The organism is Adlercreutzia equolifaciens (genome assembly GCF_029076695.1).
Lineage (GTDB): Bacteria > Actinomycetota > Coriobacteriia > Coriobacteriales > Eggerthellaceae > Adlercreutzia > Adlercreutzia equolifaciens_A.
Map to the genome: position 1 here is coordinate 1 of NZ_JARFIK010000086.1, position 400 is coordinate 400.

The window sequence follows — 400 nt, forward strand, 5'->3', positions numbered from 1 at the left end:
ATTGTGGGCGGTACGGTGAACATGTTGGAGAACGCCCACAATGGCCCGGGCCGTTTCCACGGGGTGCTCCATGAAGAAGGCCGAGGCCGTGGGGCAGGCGGCGTGGATGACGTAGTCGGCCGCACAGGCGTCGGGCGCCGCGGTTTCCACCTCGGCCACCACCAGCACCAGACCGTCCTCGGTACCATAGCCCGCGAGCACCGCCTGGGCCTTCTCTACGTTGCGCACCATGGCCATAACGCGCAGGCCGGCATCGAAGGCGCGATTGCGCTCCAGAAGCGCCCGCACGCAAGCGGAGCCCACCAATCCCGTGGGGCCGGTCACCAGCACCGTGGCGCCCGTCAGCTTATCCCAGTCAATGGCGGTATCGGCGGCAATGGCGCGCGCCTCCTGCTTCAAG

Annotated in this window: 1 protein-coding gene; it reads right to left on the reverse strand. The window is 67.8% G+C overall.

All coding sequences use genetic code 11. The annotated features are described in order from the left end of the window. Window positions 1-400: NAD-dependent epimerase/dehydratase family protein (locus tag PZH32_RS11580; RefSeq protein ID WP_275208407.1), on the reverse strand; the 400-nt coding region annotated here is incomplete at both ends.